Source organism: Chryseobacterium paridis, from assembly GCF_016595215.1.
GTDB classification, from domain to species: Bacteria; Bacteroidota; Bacteroidia; order Flavobacteriales; family Weeksellaceae; genus Chryseobacterium; species Chryseobacterium paridis.
Genome location: NZ_JAENHK010000010.1, coordinates 318143 through 341461, shown reverse-complemented (window position 1 = coordinate 341461; position 23319 = coordinate 318143). Strand labels below are relative to the sequence as shown.

Genomic DNA, 23319 nt, shown 5'->3' with positions numbered 1-23319 from the left:
TTAATTATTTTTTCGCAATATGCATTTTTTTATTAATATCATCAAACACATTTAATGTTTTATCTAGATGTTCTTTTTCATGTCTGGCCGTTACAGTCATTCTAATTCGTGCATCTTTTCTTGGTACAGCGGGGTACATAATAGGATTCGTATAAACTCCATTTTCAATTAAAATTCTACCGATATCCCACATTTTACTTTGATCTCCAATTTTCACCGGAATAATTGCAGAGTTGGTGATTCCGGTATCCAAACCTAAATCATCAAGTCCTTTTTTCAAGTAATTGATATTATCCCACAATTTCTCTTTCCAAATCGGTTCTTCATCTACCAGATCAATAGCTTTGACTATTCCTGCAGAAGAAGGCGGTGCTGTAACAGAGAAAATATGTTGTCGTGACTGAAATTTCAGGAATGATGCAATTTTTTTATTGGCAATCACATATCCTCCAAGGTTACCGAAAGTCTTACTGGATGTCCCTGTAATAAAATCTACTTTGTCCAGCAAACCATCATCTTCCAGAGCTCCTCTTCCTGTTTTTCCTAAAACTCCAACACCATGTGCATCATCTATCATCAGGTAAGCATTATATTTTTTTACAAGATCATATATTTCCTTAGCATGTGAAGTATCACCTTCCTGAGAGTACACTCCATCAATGATAACAAGCTTTGTACGATACATACTCTCAGACATCTTCAAAATATGTTCCAAAGCCTCTAAATTATTATGCGGAAATGTTTTTTTATTTGTAAAAGCACATCCTTCATGCACACTTGCATGCACACCCATGTCTAAGATAGCAATATCTTCTTTCTGCATTAAAATCTGCAAAGTAGCACTATTAGCTGCATACCCGGTGGTAAACAACACTACTTCGTCTTCATTTCTTCCAAAAAATTGAGAAATTCTTTTTTCTAAAATATTGTGATAATCAAAATATCCACCAATCAGTGGTGACGCTCCGGTTCCTGTCCCGTATTTTTCGATTCCCTCAATAGCTGCCTCCTTTACTTTCGGGTGCTGTGTAAACCCTAAATAATCACTTGAAACAAAACTGATATACTCTTTGTCCTGATCTGCAATATTTATATTTAAAGTTGCATTGGTTCCTGAAGTATTTTTCAGTCTGTAATTCATGTGTCCCCTGGCTTTCATGTGATCAAGGAATTCATAAAAATATTCAGCTCTTTGAGCGATATCATAATCTGGAATATTCTCAAAATCCTTAAAAGTCGCTGTTGTAAAATCGATACCCATCCTTTATATTATTAGTTGTTTAGCAAACAAATATATAAATAATTCACAATCACTAGTTTTAATTTTCATTTAAAATTTATTATGCTTAGAAGATTCAAGGCTTATTTATTGAAAATCAGATTATTTAATAACATAACTCATTTATTTTAACACTTTTTAAACCAGCTTTACCATCGTTTTAACAGGATTTAACAAAAAAGCGATTGTTTTCACAATCGCTTTTTTACTATTTATTAGTTATTTATCTGGTCGTATATCCGCCATTGGCAAATATGGTCTGCCCCGTAATCCACCATCCATCACTTACCAAAAATTCAATAAGTGGTGCGATATCTTTTATATCAGTTAATCCACCTAGAGCAGAAGCTGATTTATGATAGTTTACGGCATCATTATTTTCCTGTCCATAAAAGAAAGGTGTATCCATTGGTCCGGGCGCAACCGCTGTTACCGAAATTCCACGGTCTCCAAATTCTTTGGAAGCCATTCTTGTAAAATGCTCAACCGGAGCTTTTGCTCCTGCATAAGTAGAATACAATCCGGTATAAGCAGCCAGCAATGACGTTACGATGGTACATATCTTACCTTGATCATTTATTTTTTTACCAGCTTCCTGTATAAAGAAATAAGCCACCTTGGAGTTGATATTAAACATAGCGTCATATTCTGCTTCCGTTGTTTCCACAAAAGGCTTCTTAAGAACCATTCCTACTGTATTAATGGCAACATCGATGCCACCATAGGTTTTTACAGTTTCATCAAATAATTTGGTAATATTCTCAACCTTTGTAAGATCTCCCTGAAATAAAAAAGCTTCCGCTCCTAAAGCTTTCACTTCTTCCAATGTCTTCTCGCTCTCCTGTCTTGAACTTTCACTGTTGTAGTGAATAGCAAGCCTTGCTCCTTTTCTAGCAAAATCCCTGCTCAACAAACCTCCCAGGTTTTTTCCTCCACCTGCAATTAAGACTACTTTTCCTTTTAAATCATTTTTTGACATAATTATGCTTTTTTATTTGTTATGTCTTACAAATATGAATATTAGGTTCGGTTTCTTTATGGTGAACTTTTCGGAAGTTTACGAGGATTCTTTTTTCGGTATTCACCGGGAGTAAGATTTGTTAGTTTCTTAAAAAATTTTGAAAAATTGGAAGGGTCATAGGTAAATATCCGTGCTATTTCCGCAATAGATTTATCGCTTTCGGACAACATGATCTGTATTTGTTCTATAATTTTGGTATCATAAAAATAGCAGGGATGTTTTCCTTTTTCTTTTTTAATAGTGTCGGTAAGATGGGTATGAGAAATGGCCATACGTTCTGCAATTTCATTCACTTCCATAAATTCAGATGTATTACCGGAAATCACATCCTGAATATGTTTGTCCAATAATGATAGATAATTATGGGCGATTTCTTCTCCGCGTCGAATATTTTTTTCATCTTTTTTCATACGATATTTTCATGTGTTTTACTAAAAATACGAATTTAAAAAGAAACCCACCTGCATCTATGGTGAACTTTTCGGAGAATTAAGTAAACTTATTTTTAATGAAAACTCTCATTGAAAGCTTTTATTGAATTCTTTACTTTGAGTTTTTCAAGAATATTCTGTCTGTGGCGACTAACGGTATTGACACTTATAAAAAGAAAGTTCGCAATTTCTTTACTGGTAAATCCTTCTCCTACAAATTTGAGTATTTCTAATTCTCTTTGTGATAAAATATTTTTGTAGTTCAACTTATCTTCAACGACTACTTCTCCATTTACTGAGTTAACAATAAGAAAATCTGAGGACAAAAGAACCGACTGGTCTATCGCAATGCTATAAAGGCATAAAGCAAATCTCAGCTTACCATTATAAGGTGAATATACATAAAACATACGATGTTTCACAAAGCGATATTCATCATTCTTATCCTTCACTCTTATTCTTGACAACACCGTATAATTTGTCCGATCTCTGGGCTGTAGGGAATCCATGAGTTTAAAAAACCTTAATTCATGAATATATTTTTTAAGTTTATCATCAGGATGTATTCTTTTCAGAATCTCTTCTTCCCAGATAGAATTTACTATCATCGGATCTTTCCCTTTGCTTAATCCTAACTCCAAGGCGGTATTGGATTTATAAACATAACTTTTATTAGCCTGCATATCACTCAATACAGAAATCGTGTTTTCCATTTGAGTATAGGTATAGGCTATGTTCTTGTAAACATCAATATCTAATCGGCACTCATTGTTTTTATTTGGATCTTTATTCAACAATGTTTCATTCAACGTTTGTACAATCTTCATAAAATGGTTATTTATCAGTATTGATGATACTATGGTTAAGTTATACTTTTGCTAAATTAATAATTTACATCCAGTTATACTTATACCAAAAGATATTTGTGCAATGAAGAGAATAATTTTAAGTTTTTGTACGCTATTGTTAATCAACAAGGTTTCTGCACAAACATTAGAAAAAATGACATGGTTTAACGAACCTGAAAAATGGGAAGTTAAAAATAACACATTATCCATGTTTGTCACTCCACAAAGTGACTACTGGAGAATTTCACATTATGGTTTTACAATTGATGATGCTCCTTTTTATTACACAACTTACGGTGGTGAATTTGAAGCTAAAGTAAAGATCAACGGAAACTACAAAGCGAGATTCGATCAAATGGGACTTATGTTAAGAGTAGACAAGGAGAACTATATCAAAGCCGGAATTGAATTTGTAAATGGAAAATATAATTTAAGTACTGTGGTCACTCATACAACCAGTGACTGGAGCGTTATTACTTTAGACAAAACACCTTCAGCGATCTGGATAAAAGCAGTACGAAGACTGGATGCTGTCGAAATATTCTACTCATTCGACGATAAAAACTACATCATGATGCGTAATGCGCATTTGCAGGACAATACGCCTGTCATGGTGGGATTAATGGCAGCATGTCCTGATGGAACAGGATTTAATGCGGTTTTCGAAAATTTCAAAGTAAAACATTTACCTGACGAACGACGTTTAAAATGGCTTGAAAACAATAAGTAACGATTGAATTACACTTCAATATACAGTCAATTTTTTTAACGACCTCTCTTTTTGAGAGGTTTTTTATTGATCTATATTTAAGAAAGTACAAAACACCTGTGCAGCTTGTTTTTGATAAGCATCTTTCAGAGATACCAACATAGCCGTTCGAACCATATTTTTGCCTTTAATGGGAATGGCTATCAACTGATCCTGGTCTATTACCGTAGTTTCAGCTAAAATAGTATACCAATGTCCACTTTTGACAACTTCTAATAAAGCAGCAACATCATTGATTTCCATTACAATCTCCGGCTTAAGGTTATTCTTTTCAAACGCTTCCATAACGGACTTGGTGGTACTATATCCTTTTGTGGGCATTGCGAGTGGCAAATCCACGATTTCTTTGAGACTAATATTTTCTTTCCTCACAAGATCAGAATTTTTGGAAACAACCAAAGTCATCGGTGATGTAAAAAGTGGAACATAATTGAATAGCTGTTCTCTTGCACCCTTTGCAAACGTCAATGCAAAATCCAGCTCTACATGATGCAGCTTCTCCATCAATTCAGACGTTGTTCCAAATACAATATTGATCTTTACTCCCGGATAGGCATTTGAAAATTGAATCAATGCTTTTATCAAGGTAGATCTTAAGCCATAGGTTACACCAATAGTTAACTCTCCGGTTCTTAATTCTTTTAAATCCCTTAATGCCAAAAGACCTTCCTGAGATTTAAGAAGACTTTTTTGAGCATACTTGGCAAAAACCTCACCTGCTTCTGTTAAAGTAATTCTTTTTCCGATTCTATTAAACAATGGACTCTCTAACTCATCTTCCAATTGTTTGATCTGTTGAGAAAGTGTACTTTGACTGATATACAGGTGATGAGCGGCTTCAGTAAAATTGAGCAATTCCTTTGCTTTTAGAAAATATCGCAACTGCCTAAGTTCCATTTACAATTAATTTTATTGCAAATTTATGGAATGAGCAGCTCTAAATTCTTATTTCAGCAAAACAAACGATCAACGTTTACCAAATCTCTTATAAATTGATAGTTCTGAAGCTTTTTCACTATCAAATTTAATGGATAAAATTACTCTTCTTCCAATCCAGGTTTTGCCAACCTCGTAGATCCAGACATCATTATCAAAATAATTATAACCATAGCCAATTTTCTGAGCAACTTCATAACGGGTTTTGCCCAAAAAACTAAAAAATAGTTTTTTTCTCATAGTTAATTTTTTGACGTCAGGCATCAAAAAACAGACCATAACAAGGCAAAAAACTGTTCACCTTGGGATAAGTTAACAAAGAAAAAAATCGTTGAAAAACAGATAATTAATTCACTTACCACATTGCTAAAAAAAATTAAATCAAAATAATAGAAACTTATTTCAAGTATTAATTATTAATCTTGTTTACTGATATTTTTTACCAGTGAATATTTTAATAAAATTGATGTAAATAAGTGAAGTAATTAGATATTGTAGTGGACAAAAATACTTAGCATTTCCTGAAACTTTTAAAAAATGCAATTTCAGCAGCTTTTTTTCCTTTAAATGTAATGGATAAAATAATCCTTCTTCCAATCCAGGTTCTCCCTACTTCATAGGTCCAAACCTCATTTTCCGGATAATTAAAGCCATCTCCTATTTCCTGAGCAATTTCTTCACGGGTTTTTCCAAGCAAATGCTTAAATTTTTCTTTCATCATTGTTTTTGTGTTTACAATTGAGCTGCAAAAAAGAGACCAAGACTGAAAATCAACAACGTTATTCACATTCAAAACAATGGTAAAACCGCTATTAATTGGAGGTTTCCAGCTAATAAAGTTTCATTTAATCTATGTGGAAATCCATTATAGGAAGGCTGAAAATCTCTATCAGGGAACATGCCGGTTTTCAGCCTTTACATTTGTATTTCTAGAAAAGTATATCTATCTGTTGGTGCTTATTATTTTAAATAATTATCGGTATAAAAACGATTTTTATTTAGCAATAAGATCAACGGCGCAAAAGTATGACTACAGCAATTCAAAATAAAATTATTTACATAGAATAAAAAATAATAACAAATAGAAATAGTTCTACATCTACCATCGAGATTATTGGAGATATTGATTAAGAAATAAAACCATCATAAAGTCTTTGAAAAAAATAATATTATCTAAATAATTTAAGTACTTTGGTCACGTTTTTGAAGTAAAAATTTTAAACCAATATTGGATTATTCATTTAAAAAAAACATTAATAATTAAAAACCACTACCAAATTATGATTTATGAAGATGACTCACATTCAGTATTGCAGGATAAACATAATTTATCATTTGTAAGAAACATTATTAATTTCCACGGAGACAAATCGTTGATATTAAATTCTTTACAAAAAATAAAGAATTGTACGCTATGCGAAATAAAAAAGAAAATAATTGACAAATATATTGCTGAATACAGTCTTCATTTAAATCAATATATAGAAAATGAAGACCTTAGCATCATACCGGAAGCTTACAAACTTTCTCCTGCTTATGCCAGGCAGTCTTACAATAAGGTTTTAAAAGAAAATGAATACTTACAAAGACTTTTATCCATTATCAATATGGATTGATCAATGGGTATATTTTATTCTTTCTTCTTCAAGATCTATTCTCATAAGATGCTTTCTGATCACATCTTCATCATATTGATTACCATGATTTTGATCAATAAGCCACAGTCTCTGCTCATTTAAAATATCGATATAAGCCAATTTTACCTCAGGAGAAATCTTGATCTGGGCATCATCCCCTATTTTCCCTTGCCATTTGTCATGAATATTCTGTAGGAACGGACTTGTTTTCAGCATTTCACCGTAATTTTTAGTAATATGTTCCAACGTATATTGAGCCATCTGCCTTTTTATCAATTCATCCGCTTCATCATCGGGCAGATGATCCTTAAAGGAAGGCATATTGACTTTTTTAATTATAAATGGTAAAGTTAACCCCTGAAGAAGAAGCGTAGTGAGGATCACTATAAAAGTAATGAATAAAATAAGATTTCGTTGAGGGAAATCCGGCCCACCCGGATATAACTGAAGAGGTATTGAAAGTGCTGCTGCCAATGAGACCACACCCCGCATTCCTGTCCAACCTAATATAAGCGGAGCTTTGAACCCAGGACTTCTGGTGTCAGCTACCGTAATATAATTTCGTGCGATCAGAGTAATAATCACTGCCCCATAAGCAGACAGAATCCTTACCACGACCAATACTCCCGTAATTAATAATCCATATCCAATTGCGGATGAAAGGCTTACCCCCTCTAATCCTGAAGTAATTTCAGGCAGATCCAATCCTATTAGCAGAAATACCAAGCCATTGAGCACGAATGCAAAACTCTCCCAGACATTAATACCCCGCAGTCTGGATGATGCACTTAAAATACGATGTCTATGATTGGATAAGAGAAGCCCTCCACTTACTACAGCCAGAACTCCGGAGCTGTGTACTTCTTCTGCACAGATGTACATAATGTATGGTGCTACAATGGTGAGAATAGTATCCATATTGGCATCTGTAGGAAGGTGTTTGTGGGCTTTCATAAAGATCCATCCGATCAGCAATCCAATTCCAATCCCACCAACAAGCATCCAGGAGAAACTAAGAGCTGCTTCATGCCAGATAAATTGCCCCGTAGCCACAGCAATCATGGCAAACCGAAGGATTATTAGCGAAGAAGCATCATTCAAAAGGCTTTCTCCTTCCAAAATAGATGACATTCTTTTAGGCACTTTTACAAATTTCAAAATAGCACCTGCGCTCACGGCATCCGGAGGGGAAACAATTCCACCTAGTAAAAATCCAAGCGCCAAGGAAAATCCAGGTATACAATAATTAGCCACAAAAGCTACAGTGGTTGCTGTAAGAAAAACAACAATGAAAGCAAAACTTCCAATAACCCGTCGCCACTTCCATAATTCTTTCCAGGAGATAGCCCAGGCGGCTTCATACAATAATGGAGGGAGAAATATAATAAAGATCAGCTCAGGATCGATCTTTATGGCTGGGATACCCGGAATAAAACTAATCAGCAATCCCGCTATTACCAAAAGTACCGGGTAAGCGACTTTCAGTTTATTAGCCAGCATTATCAGTAGGATGATGGCAACAACGAGTGATAAGTAAAATGGAAAACTTTCTATCATTTGTATCATGTTTTTGTGAATACAATGATAATGATTTGGAGACTTTTAATCCAAAAAAATCTACAAATTTCTGAAAATCTATGAATTAAAAGTATTATCTAATATTTGTTTAACCATAAAGAATTGACGGGCTTTTAAAGGTATAAAAGTGAATTAATGTTATTTCCATTCCATATATAGATTAGATTGAAAGGATCGGGAAGATAATAGATATCGTCTACTAAAAATTTATATTGGTGTTTCCCTTCTGGTATTACAACTTCACAATACCAATATCCCTGCCTCTTTTCCATCTTTATGGGTTCTTTGAGCCATTCTGTAAAGTCGCCAATTAGTTTTACATTCTGTGCACCACTCCATTCTTTTATTTTAAATATCACTTTTTTATCAGGCCTTTTATAGTATAAGTTGGGAAGGTATTCATCCGGATTTCGTGTGATCACCTCATCAAAATAGGATTGACTACGGGTAAAATCATGATTGTATTTATAGGCAACTCCCAACCAGCTGTTGATGACATCATTCGTTTTATCATATTTCTTCACAGCAGAAAAAAACTGAATGGCATCATCCACCTTATTTTCTGAAAGTAAATGGGCGCCAAACAAAACATCATCATTATTATTAAAGTTATATAGGTTGGGGGATTCTTTTCTTATCTCATTATATATATTGACTAGTTCTTTAATTCCTTTTTGTTCATAATTTTCTTTGAAGAATTCAGACAATCCCACAGGAAAATAAGTATCAATATCCTTAGCATGTTTTCCTTTTTTAAGCTCTTCTGAAAGGCTAATCAATCTTGGAGTTTTGAAATCATTTTTATAATACAGTATGATCTCCTGTTTTTTTATATTAATTGCCATTGAATAATTGGTCACAATATCACTGGGCCATTTTTGAGCCGCCTCCTGAAGAATCCCGGAAACATTATTTTTATTATAAGACTTGAACGTGGTCAGCCTCGAGTATGCAGTTTCCCTTCTCCAACAGGATTCCTTATGTCCATTAGCAATGCAATAATTTGTCAGTGAAAAATTCCGTTCGTTTTTTTTTACAATGTAATTCCCATGAACAGTTGCGTAGTTACCAGTAGCATCACCAATAAAAAGTTGTGCGCCTGAAAGTTTTACGAGATTAAATTGATTAATATAGTTTAGAGCCTCTTCAACTGTTTTACAGCTTTTTAAAATATCATTCACCACTTCTTCTTCTCTTGTTTTCTTTAAAGGATCAATAGTAACAGGAATATTATCAATCGCTGTGTAATCCATAAAAAGCCCATATTCATTAAGCCCGCCTTGAGGATATTGCCACATTAAAGATTGATATTCTTTATGTTTTTCAGACCATAACATGTACCCAAATGATTTATTTTCTTTTGGAAAGTACCACAATCTGTACTCCATTTCGGGGCTTTCATCTTCATTGTTTCCTATCCATATATTTTTTCCATCATTGGCCATGAAAATAGTACATGCTTTTATTGGCAACATGCTTGTTAGAAATAAAAGCAAAAATGTATAAATGCAGATCCTGACTATATGAATCATTATGTACTTGGTTTAGATATTCTCTTTCACTAAATTAAAACTTTTAATCAGTCCATTTCTTGAGATCTCGACCTTTATATTATCTGTGCTCTTCAGTATTTCTTTGAGTTTAAAAAATTCATCACAGGTAATTTCCTCATTCAGTTGAGTTCCATTATAGGAAATCAAAACATCATCAAATTGCAATCCTTCTTTTTCAGCAGACATATTCTGATAGAGTTTTGATACATACAATTTTTTATTCTTAAGATTAATGTCAAAACCAAATTGGCGAGGTTGTTCTATTACTAACTGATCTGTATAAGGGGTCAGGATCATTTCATTAGCTTTACTGTCGATGGTAATGATGAAATATTTGCTCAGTTCCGATCCAATCAAATTATAATTATTAGATAATGCTGAATAGACCGGTATTTTATCAAAAATAAATCCTGCTATTTCTGTTTTATTAATTCTTGAAACCTTCGTTTCTTCTTTGATTACTCCATTTGCTCCAATACTTCCTTCACCTGTAATAATTTTAATTGGGTCAAGATTTAATTTCTTAAAGGTCTTATCTGTAAGGGAGATAAACCCACCGTATCCGAAGTCCAATAGAAATTTCTCGTCTATTCCATTTATGGTAAGTGTAACAAACGGATTATAGGTTTTATCCCATTCTATTTTTATCTTTTTACCTCCTTTACTATTAGAAAGCCTGTCAATCTGATCGGTTATTCTGATGACAGACCTTTTCGAATCTATCTGCCAAATTGCTTCTTTGATAATCCCTTTTCCGACTAAACCACCGTTGGTAAAACAATTAATAAGTGGAGATTCATCAAAATTAAAATTAAAAACTCCTATATCTTTAAAAACGGTCGAACCTATTTTCAATTCAGGGAGGAGTAATAAATCTATTTTAGATTTTTTTTGATTTGAGCTTCCTACCTCTACCTGCAGCTTCTTTTGGATATTCTCTTTGCTCAGAATAGCTTTATTAGCAGTATTGTAACCACCCGTATCAAAAATATAATCATACGTCTTTTGCTTAACCTGAACCTTTATGATAAAATATCCTAGCCTATTTTCAAAGGCAACAGAATCTAAAAAATGTTTTGATTGTAATTCTGCTGCATTGGCAATTTTCAATTGTTCTTTAGCACTTTGACCAAAGTTCACATTAAAAATCAGTATGAAAAACATAGAAATTGAAGCTTTTCGAAGTACATTAATTGTAGCCATCTTTATTCTGATTTAAAGAATTATAATGAACAAAAATAAACAAGTAAAAATTTTCATTGTTATTCGTATAACTGAATATAAATTAATCCATTGAAAATAAGACTGAGGAAGTCTTTAGTATACCATCTTTGGTGTAAAACTCTTTCTTTACAACACCATAATTTTGGCTAAACCATTCCACCACTCTAATGGTTGAAGGAATTAATATGTTATCAATATTATATTCTATACTTAGGTCATATTGAATTTTATCAGATTTAAATTCACCAACAGAAGTTTTTACAATTTCCTGACCTATTACTTTCCGACTTGTAATATTAAAATGAATCAGTGTTTTTCGGTCGTTAATTCCGATGTTAAATGATTTGCGAATATCTTCGCCCAGATTCTGGCCAACTTTCATATTTGAGGGATAGCTCAGATAAATATCCAATCCAGGAAGATCAGATATATAATAATTGATTTTTAAATTATTATTGATACAGAGAATACGGCTTGGAAATTCATCTGCTATCTTGCTTTTTGTACTTTGTAAAATAAAAGCATTATCAGACATTGCCATATCTTTTCCGATACTGATATTATCCAAAGTTCCGGTTTCTTTTCCTACCCTATTACCTCCGGAATCATATTGTACAAAAGTAACTCTGGTGTTTTTTCTGAAATAGTAAAAATCAGAACAATTTTGTGCAAAGAAGTTTTCGCCACCATTCATTATAAGCATTAGTAAAATCAAAAAAGTCCTCATCCTCGCCTATTTAAGTTCTTAAACAAAAATATTTATAGTAATGAAAAGCGATGTTCTATTTTATACTTACGAGGCTTTTTTTTATACCAAATAACCTAATCCAGATTAAATCAGAAGTTAAGATATCCTATGACTGATTATTCTTCATAAACTCAGTAATGAATTCACTTCTATAGGTATTTCCGAGAGGTAATTCTATACCTTGAAGATGTACACAATGAGGAGAAACTGAAGAAACATGTTGATGGTTCACAATATATGACTTGCTTATTCTTTTAAAAAGCTGGGCGGGCAGCTGGGAAAGTATTGTTTTAAGATTCATTGCTGTAATGATCTTATTGTCCTTACTATTAATAACAGAATAATCTTTCATTCCTTCGATATAGAGAATATCCTTGTGAAGTATTTTGTAAATCCTTCGATCCGCCCTTACAACAATACTATTCTCGCCTATAGATTCAAAGCTGCTTTTTTCAAAATCATCTGATAGAAAGAAATTAAATTCTATTGCCTTACCAGCCGCCTTCAGAAACCTTTCTTCATTAATTGGTTTCAAAAGATAATCAACAGCATCAATTTCGTAGCTTTCAAGAGCATATTGAGCATGAGCAGTAGTAAAAATCACGAGAGTCTTTTTAGGAATGCTTTTGGCAAAATCAATTCCATTTATCCCGGGCATTTCTATATCGAGAAAAATAAGATCTACTACATTCTTTTCCAGATATAGTTTAGCTTCATTTGAATTTTTAAAAAGTCCTTTTACAATAAGATCCGGAACTTTTGCTATTAAATTCAATATCCCTTGCCTCGCGATAGGTTCATCATCTACAATAATACAGTTCATAATGTTAAGTTTAGTTCTATGCGGAAGACATTATCTTTATTTTCTATTACAAGACTATGCTTTTGTGGGAAAAGCAATTGGAGTCTTTTTTTGATATTGGAAAGACCTATTCCTTCATTCTTCTCTTTTTGATTAGTATCCGAATATGAGGAATTGATACAGCTAAACATTAAATTATTATTTTCAAGATGAAAGTGAACCTTTACGAATGGATTTTCATTATTAATATGCTTGACAGAATTTTCAACAAAAGGAATAAATAACAATGGTGGCAGGAAGGCATCCTTCTGTGATCCCGTCAATGAAATATCATAGGTAAAATCATCTTTTCTGAGTGATTCAATAAAAAGAAAATTTTTGATAAATGTAACGTCTGAACTTAATAGAATAGAATCCTCAACTCCATTATAGATCTGATACCTTAATAAATCGGAAAGATTCAATATGAGCTTTGACGCCAGTTTTGGATTGGTTTCCGTTAAAATATTGATGTTATTTAAAGTATTAAATAGAAAGTGAGGTGATACCTGATTTTTCAATATGGACAATTCATTCTGAAAATTGAGTTTCTGGATTTGATTCAGTTTTTCAAGGTTGATAATGAGATACTGGAACACCTTCAAAGCTGTAGTAAAGGAAATTAATATAATAAATGTGGTCAGAAAATACACCAATCCTGATATCCAGTTTTCTCCTAAAGTTATATCTTTTGAAATCCTGTAATCAGATAATAAGATTTCGGCAGAGCATATGATTGTAAATGTTATAACTCCGATTATGAGTATTGCAAAAACATACTGATACACTTTTCCCCTGAGCAACAGCTTCGGAACAAGGACATAAATATTAAAATAAAAGACAATCATGATATAGATGAAATCGACGATACTTGCGTAGAAATTCACCTCTTTTGTATATCCCCTGTCTTGTGGATTAATAACATATAAGAGCAAAAAAATAATAGAAAGAAACGCATGTCTTACGATACGGTATTTCTTTGATAATAAAAAAAGCCGCCATAGTTTTTGTTTTCCAATTTCAGTATCGGTTCCTATTAAGTTTTCCTGCATGGCTATATTTAAGAAATCCAAAACTACGAAAATTCCAAATCTTTTGCAGATTGCTCTACATTAAAATAGAGATAAGATAATCGGTTTCAGCGATTCATATTATCGAAAATAACCGTTTTATAGATTAAAAATTTATCCTGAAATTTGTATAATCCTATAAACGTATTAATCAAAGGGATCTATAATCTCATGAATTTACCTGAAAAAGCAGAAAGAAAGAGTAAACGTTTTCAATATATCAAATTATGCATCTTCCTTTCCGGATTGTCTGTATTTGCCCAGCTTTATCTTTTCCAGCCTCTACTTCCCTTGGTAGCCGACCATTTTCATACAACTGTCGGAGACAGTTCATTACTTGTGTCTTCATCAACGATAGGAATGGCTGCCGGACTATTTTTCTTTGCTTTTAATGCAGATAGCTACTCGAGAAAAGGGCTTATGGCATTTTCATTAATATTTTCAGCTTTGCTTACGATTATTTCAGCATGGATTCCCAGTCTTACGATACTCATCGGAATTGGAATTTTAAAAGGTTTCGTTATTTCCGGTGTTTCTGCAGTAGCCCTTGCTTATCTTACAGAAGAGGTACATACTTCTGTGGTTGCTCTTGCAATTAGTATGTATCTGAGCGGAAATACCATTGGTGGAATGAGTGGAAGAATACTGGCCACTATTCTCGCAGGAGAATTCGGATGGCAGAAAGCTGTATTGATCATTGGAATTGAAAGCCTTATTCTAGGATTAGTATTCTGGAAATTATTTCCTGGTTCTCAATTTTTCAATCCACAAAAAGTCGATTATCATTTGAAACTAAAACAGATGAAAAGATTCCTGACGGATTCTTATATGCTTAAACTGTATTGTATTGCTGCACTTTTGATGGGTGCTTTTGTAAGTGTCTATAATTATCTGACCTTCCGTTTGGAAGCTGCTCCTTTCTCGCTTAATCATTTTTATATCGCATTTATATTTCTGATGTATACTTTTGGAGTATTTGGAACTATGATAACCAGTAGATTATCAAAAAGAACAGATCAGAAAAACATATTGAAAGGCTCCATTCTATTTATGATAGCAGGTATTCTGCTCCTGCTTTCTGAAAACATTTACATTGTCATTTTCGGGCTGGGATTATTTACCCTGTCATTTTTTGCGGCACACACCATGGCCAGCCAGATGACAGCGCTTCGCGCAAAAGACGGGAAATCTTCGGCGACCTCTATGTATTGGCTTTTCTATTATTTCGGCTCCAGTATTTTAGGAAGCGGTACCGGCTATCTGCTTCATGGTACCTCATGGACATTTTTCATAACATTTCTGATCGTTGCGATCCTTATTGCTTATTCGTTGACCTATCAAAAATCAAGGATCAGAAGGAAGATTTCATAAAGCCCAATTATTGCTTTAATTATTTTTTAATAATCCATAAAAATAACACTTATATATTAACATATTTTTAAATAAAATTTATTCTGTAAGGCATAGTATTTGTAACTAACAACATTACCACATCTTTAATAACCTCCTAACACTAAATATTATGAACGTTGCAGACCTTAAGATTAGAAATTTAGTTGAGTACAAAAATCAAATTTTCACAATTACAGAAATATTCCAGAATAACGCGAAAGATTATTTTGTGAAAATTGAAAATGACATTTATAGCATTTCTGCTCCGGCGGATGCTATCAACCCAATACAGATCACCGAAGAATGGCTTGAGAAGTTTGGGTTTTCAAGAACTTACAGTTCAGAACAGCGAATTCGTTATGAGCGACCGGAAGAGTTTATTAAGTATGATATTGATTTAAGTCCTAAAAAGATTGTTGAAGGTTTAAAGATCTATGGTAATTCGATCCGGTGTAAATATATTCATGAATTCCAAAATATATTTTCCTCTTTATTTGGAAAAGAAGCATTTACACGAATCCAATTTCATCAATAAAATGCAAATAACAAGTATATAAAAATCCACAGCTTTTTAAGACTGTGGATTTTTTATGACTTTACAATATCTTTTAATCAATTATTTTCTCAAAGGTTTAAAGGCTGCACGAAGTTCCTGAGCAAAAATCTGAGGTTCTTCCCATGAAGCAAAATGTCCTCCTTTTGTAACTTCATTAAAGTAAGTAAGGTTCGGGTAAGCTTTCTCTGCCCATGTTTTCGGAGCCTGATAGATCTCACCAGGAAATACCGTAATAGCCACAGGGACCTTTATTTCCCTTGTTTTCTGTTCCACCACATTGAAGTTGTTATTGTTATTCTCCCAATACAATTGTGCAGAGGAAACAGCAGTATCTGTGAACCAATATAAACTTATATCATCCAGTATTTCGTCTTTAGTAAGGGATTTTTCAGCATTTCCTCCACTGTACGTCCATTCATTAAATTTATCCAGGAAGAAAGAAGCCAGTCCAACGGGTGAATCTGTAAGTCCATAACCTAAGGTCTGTGGACGTGTCACCATCATTGCTGCATACCCACCACCACGGGTATATAATTTATTTAATGAAGTAAAAGCAGCCTTCTCTTTATCTGATAAGCCTTCCGGAACCGGGCCTCCAGCCTTTAAAACATCAGCAACTTCTGCCGGAACTGTTGCAGGCATATTTACGTGAATTCCTAAAAGACCATCCGGAGCCTGACGTCCCATTGCATCAGCAATTACAGCTCCCCAATCACCTCCCTGTGAAACGTAGTGGTGATATCCTAAACGCTTCATAAGTACATCCCAGCTTTTTCCTATTTTTTCTACACCCCAGCCTGTCCCCGTTGGTTTTTCAGAGAAACCATAACCTGGCATAGAAGGTATTACAACATCAAATGCATCTTCAGCCTTTCCACCATATTTTGTAGGATCTGTAAGGGGCTCAATAGCTTTTAATTCTTCAAATATGGATCCAGGCCATCCATGGGTAATGATCAGAGGCATTGCATTTTTATGTTTTGAACGAACATGAATGAAATGAATATCTAAACCATCTATTTTGGTCACAAATTGTGGCAACGAGTTTAATTTGTTTTCTGCCTTATGCCAGTCATAAGTACTTCCCCAATACTTTACCAGGTCCTGAATCTGTTGTAATTTCACTCCCTGTGATTGATCAGTTACGGTCTCTTTATCCGGCCATCTTGTTGCATTGATTCGTTGGCGTAATTCTTTAATAGCACTTTCAGGGATACTCACATGATACGGGCGAATAGCCTCTGTATCTTTTGTTGTTTTCTGAGCAAAAGCTGTTGCTGATAATAATACAAATACGCCTGCTGTAATGGTTGTTTTTAAGTTGTTTCTTTTTGTTTCCATTTTTTTAATTTTAAAAAGTTGATTTTTTTGATTATTTCTTCGGCAAATGTATTTTGCATAAGAGCGCTAATCAATCATCACTTTGTTCAACCAGACTAAAATGGGATTGAACCAGTCATTTCAAAACTTAAAATCTACAGTGGCTTTTCAATAGCAATCCTGCCTATCATTTTTAGTTCTTGAGGACATGATATTCAAATATATATACGGGTAAGACTCTCTAAAAAAAGTACCCCAATCGTATTTGTCTACTTTACCCTTCAAAATGCCGGCTTCGCCCTATTAATGCTGGTATGCAAAAAGGATTCGAGCTTCCTTTGCAAAGTATTTAAATAATCATTAACTAAAATTTACAATAATGAACAACAATCAAAAAACTGCAGAAATAGAAAAGGTATTATATACTGCAAGAACAAAAACTACAGGAGGACGTCAGGGAACCGCTAAAAGTGATGACGGAAATCTAGATCTGTTACTCTCTCCTCCCGGATCAAAGATTCCAGGAACGAATCCTGAACAGTTATTTGCAGCAGGATGGTCTGCCTGTTATATTGGAGCGCTAGGATTAGCTGCTAAAAAATTAGGTATCCTATTTCCTTCTGAAACATCAGTCGATGCCGAAGTAGATCTGGGGATGAACGGGGAAGATTTTCTTTTGCAGGCACGACTTACAGTTAGTTTGCCTGGTTTGGAAAGAGATATTGCACTGCAACTAACAGAACTTGCCCATCAGACTTGTCCCTATTCCAAAGCGATCCATGGTAATATCAAAGTAACCACTACTGTTATTTAAAAAAGAAAAACCACAACGTTAGTGTTGTGGTTTTTTCTTTTCATAAAATTATTATCAATTTACTTTTTTAGTTTTAAGGTTCAGCCCATCTGAAATCAGAGTAAGTTCATAAACTCCGGTGTCTTTATTTAAAGTAAATACAAGACCATCATTTGAAGCCGGATCAAAAAAGAAAGTGGTTTCTGAATCAGGTACGACTTCATTGGCTTCGCCGTCTTTATCCGTCATGTAAAGTTTTCCGTCTTTAACTATAATGGTCAAATACTGAGACTGATCAAGCTCCAGAATATATTTCCCTTCATATCGCTTCATTATGGTTTCAGAAAGATTGATTTTTATTCTTTTTATTGCCGTGGGAACCTGATATGGCTTTCCTTCAAATATTTTCACAATATCTTCCGTCACCTTTTGAATAGGAATTCCTGTATAATTACTGACAAACATAAAATCGAATCCAGTCTTTCCATTTTTATAAAAATAAGCTCTGTATCCTGGTCTCCCACCAGCTTGTGCTAATACTTGGTTTTCATCAAACAACTCTTTAATAAGCCCTTTTTCAAGGTGTTTACCATCAAAACCTCCTTTAGAAAAAAGATACAGGTCTCCAATTGTCGATACATAATTCCCTGTTTCAAACCTGTTCAGTTCCTTTGCAGATGCTTTCACTATTTTACCATCATCATTATCAAATCCCCGTACAAAATTCTTAGACGGCTTTTTAGCATTGTATTCATTTGTATTTTTAAGCCCAATAGGATCAAATATTTCTTTTTTTATAAATGGTAAATACCCGTTCTTTGCAGTTTTATTGATAATATTATGCAATAACAGAAACCCAATATTTGAATACAAGATTTTGGTGCCCGGTTCAAACAGAAGCTTTTCTTTTTTTGCCAGTTCAATGATTTGCTCACCAGTCAGTTTATCATATTTTTCATAATCTTTAATTTCCCTTGGTAATCCTGACTGATGATTCATAAGATGATTGATTGTTATTTTATTTCCCTCAGGAAAATCAGGGATAAATTTAGATAATGGGTCATCTAAAGAGATTTTCTTTTGTTCGACAAGTTTCAGGATACCATATTTCACAAATACTTTAGATACCGAAGCAATGATAAATTTACTGTTTCGATCTACCCTTAACCCTCTTGGTGCATGAGATATATTGTAGGTTTTGTTGAGAATAGTTGAGCCATCTTTTGCCACGATTACATTTCCGTTAAACTGTTTCAGATGGGTTAACGCAGAAAAATACTCATTTGTTTTTCTTTCTATTTCAAACCTTTTCATGTCTACAGTGGCTTGTTCCTGGCTCTGGCCAAAGGAACAGAGAAAGAGAGAAAGTAGCAGAGAAAGTTGATATTTCATAATCATTTGCTTTTTAATTATTTTAATTAATTGATTATTTTCAGATCTTGGAGAACCTTTTTAGTGATCTCTTTACGGCATTTCCCAAAACTTGGGTTGTTCACTTTTCGATTTTGTAAAAGACGTGTTGCAAAAAAATAAACACCTTGAGTGTTTTCTATATACCCTATCCACCAACCTGTATTCATTCCCTGATCTCTTGTCCATCCTGTTTTTGACCTGATGGTATAGCCTTCTGTTTTTTCTGTAATCATTACATTTTTTACGATCTGCATATTCTTTTTAGAAAAAGGAAGTTTCTCATCATAAAGATTCATTAAAAACTCTACTTGATTGACTGGTGAAATTCCAAACGATCCAAAGTTCCAAAAGTCAGCATCTTTTTGTGACAAATTTCCATTCCCATAATGACTGACTCTAAGGTATTTTTCATAGTTCTTTTTTCCTATTTTCTTTGCAAGTTCTACAAAGACCCAACCCGCAGATACTTCAAAGGCTTCTTTCACACTCATATCATGATAGATTTCCGATCTGTAACCATACTTAACCGTATCTGTTTTTCCAATCCACTTTACTATTTCGTTTTCATCCTTAATCGTTTTGGTTTCTAAAGCAATTAACAGATTAATAATTTTAAATGTGGAAGCTGGCAATGTTTCTTTTTTTACATCTGCTGTATCAGAAACATTCCATTCTTTATTCCGATTATCAAGAATAGCAAAAGATCCACTAGTAACACAATCAGCAAAATAATCCTTTGTAAGTACAATCTTTTTATATTTATTCCAAATGTCAGCATTCTGATGAGTGATCTTCTTTTGTTTCTGTGCAAAAGAATGAATGCTTATAAAAATAGCTAATAGAATTAAAATTTTATTCATAGTACAGCATAATAATTTGGATTTGAAGTTATGCAAAAATGAATAATGATTCTGGCCATTTTTTCCAACCTTAATATGGGTCAAAAATAGATTTTCAAAACCTGGATATGTTTACTTATTATATCAAAGCGTTGTTTTTTTATACCAAATATTTTATTTAATAAAGCCTTCTTATTTGCAAACCGTTTAAAATAGCATCACCTAGTTTAGGAATGAAATCTATACTTATACCTTTTCCATCTTTCACCAATACCGTTGTTTTAGTCTTGTATGCCGTTATAGGTATGAGATCATTATCATTAGAAAGATCTTCAAGAATAACCAATCCACTCACTGATACATCAAAGCTATGTTCCCCACCAATTCGGATTTTCTGGCCGGCATTGTTTCCCAGATTATACACCAGTTTTTCCTGCTGTTCCGGGCTTAAAAGTTCAGCAAAATGCAGTGTCAGTTCATAGAGCCCATCTGGAACATCAGCTTTAAAAGCTTTTAATCCCACACGCTGTGTCTCATACATTGCGTCATAAGCCGTTCCCAATATATTTCTTCTTGAACCATAGCGATCCCCTTTCTCATCTTCTTTGTATATTTTTCCACCAATGTATCCCCAGCCTCCTGCAGTATATTCTTTTTCGGGAACCCAACTTTCGTTAGTTACGTCATCCATAAACATTCTCTGGTCCCCAAGACTTACATTTAAGGTTGAAAAAATATTTTCTTTACTTTTCAGCTGATTGGCAATCACATGAAAATTGATGGAAATGAAATCTTCCTGCCCATCATTGGTAATCGCTTTGAGTGTATTGATTCCATTTTTGAAAATACATGTGAAAATAACTTTCCCATCATTAGCATTTTTAGTCCCTACCAAATTTCCATTAAGCCAGAGTTTTACCTCCTTTTGATTGGTATACACATTTACTGGCTGAGTTGCATTTGTATTACTTCCTTGATCTGCCTGTTGAGCACGGTATAACCAATCCGATCCTCCTATTTTTACAAAAGGTTCCTTTGCTAAAACCGCCTTGTAGATAAAATAACTATCCTTGGGTTTACGGTCAGTCGTTAATAATCCTTTGTTATTAATATGAGGAACAGCTTCCTGTCGGCTTTCATTTCCAAATTCAACTAAATTCCATACAATAGCCCCTGCAATGAAAGGATACTTTTTAATTGTTTTAAGATAAGCTTCATGATAAAGATTGGCATACTCCTGAGTTTTATCAAAAACCGTGGGCTTAAAATTATGAAGACGGTAATCTGAATCGGCACCAAATTCTGAAATGATCAAGGGCTTCAAGGGAAACTCTTGGTGATGTTTTAAAACAAAAGTTTCAAAGTCTTCAAACTTACCACCATACCAGCCCTGATATAAATTCCATCCTGCTACTTTTGGAATATCGATGAGTCCTACCCTTTTGTATAAATCAAAATCTCCATGATAAGCAATCATTGTGTATCGTTCAGGATCTTCAGCCCTGCATAAATCTTCCATTTTTTGGGCAAGCTCCCGAAGGTTCTTCCAGTACTTCTCTCTTTCCGGCATTTTATCTTTATATAAGGGCTGAATAAGGACTTCATTCATGTAACTCCAAATGATAACACTTGGATGGTTGTAATTCTGACGGATCATTTCACGCTGCATATCCAGCATATTACAAGTATATCCTTCACTTTCTGTAATCTGATTATTGCCAGGTGTTTCCACTGCCGTTAATATGCCCAGACGGTCACAGGCTTCCATGATAGCGGGATCTTGCGGATAATGTGAGACTCTCAGAAAATTCCCACCCATGTCTTTAAGCCATTGTACATCGTTGATGTGTAGCGCATCTACCAGAGCGGAACCCATTCCTTTAAAATCCTGATGTCTGCTGGCTCCCATAATTTTATATGGTTTTCCATTGAGGTAAAATCCTTTTTCAGCATCAAAATGGTACCATCTGAAACCTAAAGGGTTTACAACTTCATCATATACCACTCCACTTTTCTCATCAGTCAATACATTAACCACTTTATATAAATATGGATTTTCAGGGCTCCACAGGTTGGGCTTTTTAATATTTTTTATCTGAACAATAAAGTGTCCATTTTTATCAGGTTTACTTTGCGACAATGCGATTTCTTTTCCTTCCGCATCATAAATATAGGTCTTGACTTTTATCTTTCTATCAGAATCGACTTTTCCTTTCACCTGCACTATAGCTGATTCATCATTCACAGCGGGAGTACTGATAAATACTCCATTACTGGCATAATCATCCATATCAAAATGATTTCTGTCTACAGCGACAAGATATACATCACGATAGATACCTCCATACACACTAAAATCGCCACCAAGTGGAGGAATATCCGGATTATGGCTGTTATCAAGTTTTACTTTAATTTCATTTTTACCTTCATGTAAGAATTGGGTAATATTAAAACTAAAAGCAAGATAGCCACCCAAATGAGTTCCGGCACTTGTTCCATTAACAAAAGCTTCAGCAACCTGGCTTGCCCCTTCAAAATAGATATAAATATCCTTGTCTTTCCAGCCTTTGGGAACCTCAATATTTTTTTGATACCAGCCAATCCCCCTATAATACCCTGGCTCATCATCCATCACATCTTCAGCATTCCATGTATGAGGAATATTGACATTCTCCCAGTACCCTTTCGCATTTGCATTGTCATCATCTCCTTTATGAAACTGCCAGGATGTATTAATGCTCTGCTTGATACGTTGTGAGAATGATATCAATGGAAGTATGCATACTATTATTGTAACAAGTTTTTTTAATTGGTTCATGATATTTGAGGATCTGTAAAGGGTTGAATCGTTCTTGGTTTTATATTGTCTCATATAGAGACAAATACAAATGTAATAGAAATTATAAAGTCATCGGCTATTTTTCTATTGTTTATTAAATTTTCGAAAAACTATAAATACCTCACATACAACCCATTGAAAAACAAGGTTCGCTTAATTACGAAAAGCCTCTTGAATCTTCATTAAAAAACAACTAAAACACCTTATTATTTCATTACAATTTTCACAATAA

General features: G+C 33.9%; 22 protein-coding genes. 5 read left to right on the top strand and 17 right to left on the bottom strand.

What is annotated here, in order from left to right:
• Window positions 1–4: 4 nt before the first annotated feature.
• The 4 genes from JHL15_RS11000 to JHL15_RS10985 form a co-directional block, all read right to left on the bottom strand.
• The gene (locus JHL15_RS11000) at window positions 5–1261 is read right to left on the bottom strand and encodes an aminotransferase class I/II-fold pyridoxal phosphate-dependent enzyme (protein ID WP_200245745.1); all 1257 of its coding nucleotides are present in this window, start codon (window positions 1259–1261) and stop codon (window positions 5–7) included.
• Window positions 1262–1502: 241 nt separating this feature from the next.
• Window positions 1503–2258, bottom strand: a complete 756-nt coding sequence (locus JHL15_RS10995; protein WP_200245744.1) for an SDR family oxidoreductase — start codon at window positions 2256–2258, stop codon at window positions 1503–1505.
• A gap of 56 nt (window positions 2259–2314) precedes the next feature.
• Window positions 2315–2710 (bottom strand): helix-turn-helix domain-containing protein, encoded by a 396-nt coding sequence (locus JHL15_RS10990; RefSeq protein ID WP_200245743.1) that lies wholly within the window; start codon window positions 2708–2710, stop codon window positions 2315–2317.
• Window positions 2711–2805: 95 nt separating this feature from the next.
• Entirely contained in the window at window positions 2806–3558 is a 753-nt protein-coding gene (locus tag JHL15_RS10985) for a response regulator transcription factor (protein ID WP_200245742.1), read from the bottom strand.
• Window positions 3559–3661: 103 nt separating this feature from the next.
• Between JHL15_RS10985 and JHL15_RS10980 the strand changes: the two genes are divergently transcribed.
• Window positions 3662–4309 carry a DUF1349 domain-containing protein gene (locus tag JHL15_RS10980; protein WP_200245741.1) on the top strand — a complete coding sequence of 216 codons (648 nt, stop codon included), beginning with the start codon at window positions 3662–3664 and terminating at the stop codon, window positions 4307–4309.
• A gap of 63 nt (window positions 4310–4372) precedes the next feature.
• On the opposite strand, the gene JHL15_RS10975 is transcribed toward JHL15_RS10980, so the two are convergent.
• The 3 genes from JHL15_RS10975 to JHL15_RS10965 form a co-directional block, all read right to left on the bottom strand.
• Window positions 4373–5245 carry a LysR substrate-binding domain-containing protein gene (locus JHL15_RS10975; RefSeq protein ID WP_200245740.1) on the bottom strand — a complete coding sequence of 291 codons (873 nt, stop codon included), beginning with the start codon at window positions 5243–5245 and terminating at the stop codon, window positions 4373–4375.
• Window positions 5246–5314: 69 nt separating this feature from the next.
• A complete protein-coding gene (locus JHL15_RS10970; RefSeq protein WP_200245738.1) occupies window positions 5315–5524 on the bottom strand; it encodes a hypothetical protein in 210 nt (69 codons plus the stop codon).
• Between the two features lie 271 nt (window positions 5525–5795).
• Window positions 5796–6005, bottom strand: a complete 210-nt coding sequence (locus tag JHL15_RS10965) for a hypothetical protein (protein ID WP_234047751.1) — start codon at window positions 6003–6005, stop codon at window positions 5796–5798.
• A 559-nt stretch (window positions 6006–6564) separates the two neighbouring features.
• Here JHL15_RS10965 and JHL15_RS10960 point away from each other — a divergent pair.
• Window positions 6565–6900, top strand: a complete 336-nt coding sequence (locus JHL15_RS10960; protein ID WP_200245737.1) for a hypothetical protein — start codon at window positions 6565–6567, stop codon at window positions 6898–6900.
• On the opposite strand, the gene JHL15_RS10955 is transcribed toward JHL15_RS10960, so the two are convergent.
• The 6 genes from JHL15_RS10955 to JHL15_RS10930 all read right to left on the bottom strand — a co-directional run bounded on the left by JHL15_RS10955 (window position 6901) and on the right by JHL15_RS10930 (window position 13917).
• The gene (locus JHL15_RS10955; protein WP_200245736.1) at window positions 6901–8478 is read right to left on the bottom strand and encodes a Na+/H+ antiporter; all 1578 of its coding nucleotides are present in this window, start codon (window positions 8476–8478) and stop codon (window positions 6901–6903) included. It lies immediately after the preceding gene.
• A 134-nt stretch (window positions 8479–8612) separates the two neighbouring features.
• Window positions 8613–9974, bottom strand: a complete 1362-nt coding sequence (locus tag JHL15_RS10950) for a carcinine hydrolase/isopenicillin-N N-acyltransferase family protein (RefSeq protein WP_200245734.1) — start codon at window positions 9972–9974, stop codon at window positions 8613–8615.
• Between the two features lie 69 nt (window positions 9975–10043).
• Window positions 10044–11255: an aspartyl protease family protein gene (locus JHL15_RS10945; protein ID WP_200245733.1), complete on the bottom strand. Its 1212-nt coding sequence runs from the start codon at window positions 11253–11255 to the stop codon at window positions 10044–10046.
• 82 nt (window positions 11256–11337) lie between these two features.
• Window positions 11338–12003 (bottom strand): TapB family protein, encoded by a 666-nt coding sequence (locus JHL15_RS10940; protein WP_200245732.1) that lies wholly within the window; start codon window positions 12001–12003, stop codon window positions 11338–11340.
• Window positions 12004–12130: 127 nt separating this feature from the next.
• The gene (locus tag JHL15_RS10935; RefSeq protein WP_200245730.1) at window positions 12131–12847 is read right to left on the bottom strand and encodes a LytR/AlgR family response regulator transcription factor; all 717 of its coding nucleotides are present in this window, start codon (window positions 12845–12847) and stop codon (window positions 12131–12133) included.
• A complete protein-coding gene (locus JHL15_RS10930) occupies window positions 12844–13917 on the bottom strand; it encodes a sensor histidine kinase (protein WP_200245729.1) in 1074 nt (357 codons plus the stop codon). Before JHL15_RS10930 ends, JHL15_RS10935 begins: the two co-directional genes overlap by 4 nt.
• Window positions 13918–14106: 189 nt before the next feature.
• On the opposite strand from JHL15_RS10930, the gene JHL15_RS10925 reads away from it, so the two are divergent.
• Together JHL15_RS10925 and JHL15_RS10920 are read left to right on the top strand one after the other, a co-directional pair.
• On the top strand, window positions 14107–15306 hold the full coding sequence (locus JHL15_RS10925) for an MFS transporter (RefSeq protein WP_200245728.1): 1200 nt from the start codon (window positions 14107–14109) through the stop codon (window positions 15304–15306).
• Window positions 15307–15457: 151 nt separating this feature from the next.
• Window positions 15458–15862: a hypothetical protein gene (locus tag JHL15_RS10920; protein ID WP_200245727.1), complete on the top strand. Its 405-nt coding sequence runs from the start codon at window positions 15458–15460 to the stop codon at window positions 15860–15862.
• 81 nt (window positions 15863–15943) lie between these two features.
• Here JHL15_RS10920 and JHL15_RS10915 read toward each other — a convergent pair whose 3' ends face one another.
• The gene (locus JHL15_RS10915; RefSeq protein WP_234047750.1) at window positions 15944–17224 is read right to left on the bottom strand and encodes an epoxide hydrolase family protein; all 1281 of its coding nucleotides are present in this window, start codon (window positions 17222–17224) and stop codon (window positions 15944–15946) included.
• Between the two features lie 358 nt (window positions 17225–17582).
• On the opposite strand from JHL15_RS10915, the gene JHL15_RS10910 reads away from it, so the two are divergent.
• Window positions 17583–18017 (top strand): organic hydroperoxide resistance protein, encoded by a 435-nt coding sequence (locus JHL15_RS10910; RefSeq protein WP_200245726.1) that lies wholly within the window; start codon window positions 17583–17585, stop codon window positions 18015–18017.
• 54 nt (window positions 18018–18071) lie between these two features.
• Here JHL15_RS10910 and JHL15_RS10905 read toward each other — a convergent pair whose 3' ends face one another.
• The 3 genes from JHL15_RS10905 to JHL15_RS10895 form a co-directional block, all read right to left on the bottom strand.
• Window positions 18072–19388, bottom strand: coding sequence for a serine hydrolase domain-containing protein (locus JHL15_RS10905; protein WP_200245725.1), 1317 nt, complete (start codon window positions 19386–19388; stop codon window positions 18072–18074).
• Window positions 19389–19414: 26 nt separating this feature from the next.
• Window positions 19415–20269 (bottom strand): class D beta-lactamase, encoded by an 855-nt coding sequence (locus JHL15_RS10900; RefSeq protein ID WP_200245724.1) that lies wholly within the window; start codon window positions 20267–20269, stop codon window positions 19415–19417.
• Window positions 20270–20426: 157 nt separating this feature from the next.
• Entirely contained in the window at window positions 20427–23066 is a 2640-nt protein-coding gene (locus JHL15_RS10895) for a glycoside hydrolase family 2 TIM barrel-domain containing protein (RefSeq protein WP_200245722.1), read from the bottom strand.
• Window positions 23067–23319: the final 253 nt, after the last annotated feature.

Coding starts and splice junctions, on each gene's coding strand:
- JHL15_RS11000 (WP_200245745.1), bottom strand. CDS start 1,261: ATGGGTATCGATTTTACAACAGCGACTTTTAAGGATTTTGAGAATATT.
- JHL15_RS10995 (WP_200245744.1), bottom strand. CDS start 2,258: ATGTCAAAAAATGATTTAAAAGGAAAAGTAGTCTTAATTGCAGGTGGA.
- JHL15_RS10990 (WP_200245743.1), bottom strand. CDS start 2,710: ATGAAAAAAGATGAAAAAAATATTCGACGCGGAGAAGAAATCGCCCAT.
- JHL15_RS10985 (WP_200245742.1), bottom strand. CDS start 3,558: ATGAAGATTGTACAAACGTTGAATGAAACATTGTTGAATAAAGATCCA.
- JHL15_RS10980 (WP_200245741.1), top strand. CDS start 3,662: ATGAAGAGAATAATTTTAAGTTTTTGTACGCTATTGTTAATCAACAAG.
- JHL15_RS10975 (WP_200245740.1), bottom strand. CDS start 5,245: ATGGAACTTAGGCAGTTGCGATATTTTCTAAAAGCAAAGGAATTGCTC.
- JHL15_RS10970 (WP_200245738.1), bottom strand. CDS start 5,524: ATGAGAAAAAAACTATTTTTTAGTTTTTTGGGCAAAACCCGTTATGAA.
- JHL15_RS10965 (WP_234047751.1), bottom strand. CDS start 6,005: ATGATGAAAGAAAAATTTAAGCATTTGCTTGGAAAAACCCGTGAAGAA.
- JHL15_RS10960 (WP_200245737.1), top strand. CDS start 6,565: ATGATTTATGAAGATGACTCACATTCAGTATTGCAGGATAAACATAAT.
- JHL15_RS10955 (WP_200245736.1), bottom strand. CDS start 8,478: ATGATAGAAAGTTTTCCATTTTACTTATCACTCGTTGTTGCCATCATC.
- JHL15_RS10950 (WP_200245734.1), bottom strand. CDS start 9,974: ATGTTGCCAATAAAAGCATGTACTATTTTCATGGCCAATGATGGAAAA.
- JHL15_RS10945 (WP_200245733.1), bottom strand. CDS start 11,255: ATGGCTACAATTAATGTACTTCGAAAAGCTTCAATTTCTATGTTTTTC.
- JHL15_RS10940 (WP_200245732.1), bottom strand. CDS start 12,003: ATGAGGACTTTTTTGATTTTACTAATGCTTATAATGAATGGTGGCGAA.
- JHL15_RS10935 (WP_200245730.1), bottom strand. CDS start 12,847: ATGAACTGTATTATTGTAGATGATGAACCTATCGCGAGGCAAGGGATA.
- JHL15_RS10930 (WP_200245729.1), bottom strand. CDS start 13,917: ATGCAGGAAAACTTAATAGGAACCGATACTGAAATTGGAAAACAAAAA.
- JHL15_RS10925 (WP_200245728.1), top strand. CDS start 14,107: ATGAATTTACCTGAAAAAGCAGAAAGAAAGAGTAAACGTTTTCAATAT.
- JHL15_RS10920 (WP_200245727.1), top strand. CDS start 15,458: ATGAACGTTGCAGACCTTAAGATTAGAAATTTAGTTGAGTACAAAAAT.
- JHL15_RS10915 (WP_234047750.1), bottom strand. CDS start 17,224: ATGGAAACAAAAAGAAACAACTTAAAAACAACCATTACAGCAGGCGTA.
- JHL15_RS10910 (WP_200245726.1), top strand. CDS start 17,583: ATGAACAACAATCAAAAAACTGCAGAAATAGAAAAGGTATTATATACT.
- JHL15_RS10905 (WP_200245725.1), bottom strand. CDS start 19,388: ATGAAATATCAACTTTCTCTGCTACTTTCTCTCTTTCTCTGTTCCTTT.
- JHL15_RS10900 (WP_200245724.1), bottom strand. CDS start 20,269: ATGAATAAAATTTTAATTCTATTAGCTATTTTTATAAGCATTCATTCT.
- JHL15_RS10895 (WP_200245722.1), bottom strand. CDS start 23,066: ATGAACCAATTAAAAAAACTTGTTACAATAATAGTATGCATACTTCCA.